Here is a 3,316-nt window from a genome sequence, read left to right on the forward strand (position 1 = left end):
CATCAAACCGGGCATCCCGGATGTTGACCCGTTCCGATTGGAACCGGAAGAGGAATAAAAAATATGGATGCGGTAACCGACAAATATCAAACGCTTTTCAAACACCTTTCGCCGGTGTGGAGTCACTATACCGAAATTATCGTGAGCAAGGCGGAAGGCACGCTCCTGTACGACCTGAACGGCAGGCCGTATCTGGATTTTACCTGCGGCATTGGGGTGACCAACACCGGTCATTGTCACCCCAAGGTGGTCAGCGCCGTTCAGGAACAGGCCGCCCTGCTGCTGCACGGGCAGGCGAACATCATCACCCATCAGCCGATGTTGAATCTGGTGGAAGCGCTGCTGGAAATCGTCCCCCAGCCCATTGACGGCTTCTTTTTCAGCAATTCCGGTGCGGAAGCGGTCGAAGGGGCGGTCAAATTAGCCCGGCACGCCAGCGGGAAGAGCAACATCATCGTATTTCAGGGAAGTTTTCACGGTCGGACGGCCAACACCATGGCGATGACCACCTCCAAAACCATTTACCGGGCGGGGTATCAACCCCTGCCGGCGGGTGTGTTTGTGGCGCCGTACCCCTATGCTTTGCGGTTTGGCTGGGACGAGGAAACCACCAGTCAGTTCTGCCTGGAGGAACTTGAATTTCTTTTGCAAACTCAAACCGCCCCCTCCGAAACCGCCGCAATGATCGTTGAACCGGTGCTCGGCGAGGGGGGCTATGTGGTGCCGCCGGTCAGTTTTCTCAAAGGGCTGCGTGAGCTGTGCAGCCGCCACCAAATTCTGCTAATTGTGGACGAAATTCAGTCCGGCTTTGGCAGAACCGGGCGGTGGTTTGCGCTGGAGCATTTTGACCTGCAGCCGGACATCCTGGTGGTTGCCAAAGGGCTGGCTTCCGGTTTGCCGCTTTCGGGAGTTTTCAGCTCGCTGGATTTAATGAAAAAGTGGGTGACCGGTTCTCACGGCGGAACCTACGGCGGGAATGCCGTGGCCTGTGCCGCGGCGGTGGCCACCATTGCCGCCATCAAAGAAGACGGCATGCTCGCCAATGCCCGGCAGCGCGGCGGGCAGCTCGTCCAGGGTCTGAGACAAATCCAGAAGGATTACCCGGTCATCGCCGAAATCCGCGGATTGGGATTGATGATCGGCTGTGAATTTAGAAATTCAGACAAGAAACCGGATAAAAACACCGCCAAGGCGGTTGCCCACGCCTGCCTTGACCGCGGATTGATTCTACTGACCTGCGGCGCGTGGGATAACACCATCCGCTGGATTCCGCCCCTCAATGTCACTGCGGCGCAAATTGAACAGGCGCTGGCAATTTTTGAGCAGGCGGTTGCGGAAGTTGTGGGAGGATAATCCACTATGGAGGTCTGGCGCATCAATCTCCACGAACGAAGTTTCAGCCGAGAGGCAACGCCCGCGGCGTGGCAGCGGCTGGGCGGGCGCGGGTTGTTAGCCCGCATTTTGCTGGATGAAGTCCCGCCGACCTGTGACCCGCTGGGCAGCAGGAACAAACTGATTTTTGCACCCGGTTTGCTGGTGGGACATAAGTTATCCTCCTGTGACCGGATTTCGGCCGGCGCAAAAAGCCCGTTAACCGGCGGCGTAAAGGAAAGCAACGCCGGCGGTTCGACCGGCCTGCAATTGACCTACCTCGGCATCAAGGCGTTGATCATCGAAGGACAGCCGAGCGGTGAGGACTGGCTAATTTTGCGCCTGGACAGTCAGGGCGTTCATTTTGAACCGGCCGGGGATGTGGTTGGCAAAGGTATTTACGCCAGCGCCGAAGAGTTGCGCCGGCGGTATGGCACGCGGGCAGCCATTGCCCTGATTGGGCCGGCCGGCGAAATGAGATTGACCGCCGCCGGTATCGTCAATCTGGATAAGGACGGCGTCCCATCCCGCATCAACGCGCGCGGCGGTTTAGGCGCGGTGATGGGCAGCAAACGCATCAAAGCCATCGTCATTGACGGCTTGCAGGGCAAAGCCCCTCCCATTCAGGATGAAAAGGCCTTCCGCGCCGCCCAAAGGGAATTTACCAAAGCCCTTATGGCGCACCCCCAAACCGCTACCTACCGGGATTTCAGCACGGCGGGGATTGTCCACATGTGCAACCTGTTTGGGGCACTGCCGACCAGGAATTTCAGCCAGGGTCAGTTTGAACTGGCTGAGCAAATCAGCGGAGAAAATTTACGCAGCATCCTGCTGGAACGCGGCGGAAAGGCCGATCCCTCTCACGCCTGCATGGTCGGCTGTGGAATTCGCTGCTCGAATGTTTATGCCGACCAGAACGGCGAGGTCATCGTTTCACCGATTGAGTATGAAACGATTGGCTTGATGGGCAGCAATCTGGGCATCGGCAGTCTGGATGAGATTGCCCGCCTGAATTACAAAGTCAACGACCTGGGCCTGGATTCGATTGACACCGGCGCTGCGCTGGGCGTTGCCGCCGAAGCCGGCTTGATGAAATTTGGCGATGCGCAAAGCGCCCATCGTTTGCTGGAAGAGGTGGAGAAAGCCACCCCGTTGGGCAGGCTGCTCGGCTGCGGAGCAGCGGTGACCGGTAAGGTGCTGGGGGTGAGGCGCGTACCGGCGGTGAAAGGCCAGGCCATATCCGCCTACGACCCGCGGGCGATCAAAGGCACCGGGGTGACCTATGCCACCAGCCCGCAGGGGGCGGATCACACCGCGGGTTTGACCATCCGCGCCAAAATCAATCACCTCGACCCGCAAGGGCAGGTGGAAGTTTCGCGCACGGCACAAATCAACATGGCGGGATACGACACGCTGGGAGCCTGCATTTTTGCCGGTTTTGGCTTTGCAGCAGCGCCGCACACCATTCGCGACCTGCTGAACGCCCGCTACGGCTGGAATGTGGATGAAACCATCCTGCAGCAGTTGGGAAAAGAGACCCTGCAGCTGGAGCGGGAGTTCAACCGCAGGGCCGGTTTTACCTCCGCCCACGACCGCCTGCCGGAATGGATGTGCGAGGAGGCACTCCCGCCCAACCGGTGCGTTTTTGATGTGGACGAGCGCGAAATGGACGGGTTGTTTGACGGGTGAACCGGTTGTAACCTGATCCGCTCAAAGATGACCCCGCGCCGGGGGTTGTCCCCGCCGTCGGCCGACTTCAGGCCGGCCGGAGTTATTTGCTATAATTCAAGCGGGAGGCCGGGTTGCGCCCGCAGCGCGCCGCTTCAAAACCGCTTTATGAATTATCAAAATCCTGGAGGAAATCGCTACAATGACTACCGATCAACCCCTGAAATGCCCGGTCTGCGCCACCCCGTTCAGTCCCGGCCAGCCGCACTGCGCCAAC

At 59.0% G+C, this 3,316-nt stretch carries 2 protein-coding genes; both read left to right on the forward strand.

Going from position 1 to position 3,316, the window contains the following annotated elements:
• Nucleotides 1-63 precede the first annotated feature (63 nt).
• The gene (locus VAE48_RS05245) at nucleotides 64-1,353 is read left to right on the forward strand and encodes an aspartate aminotransferase family protein (protein ID WP_322792266.1); all 1,290 of its coding nucleotides are present in this window, start codon (nucleotides 64-66) and stop codon (nucleotides 1,351-1,353) included.
• A 6-nt stretch (nucleotides 1,354-1,359) separates the two neighbouring features.
• Nucleotides 1,360-3,060, forward strand: coding sequence for an aldehyde ferredoxin oxidoreductase family protein (locus VAE48_RS05250; RefSeq protein WP_322792267.1), 1,701 nt, complete (start codon nucleotides 1,360-1,362; stop codon nucleotides 3,058-3,060).
• The last annotated feature ends 256 nt before the right edge of the window (nucleotides 3,061-3,316 follow it).

It is taken from the genome of Bellilinea sp., from assembly GCF_034432615.1.
GTDB lineage: Bacteria > Chloroflexota > Anaerolineae > Anaerolineales > Anaerolineaceae > Bellilinea.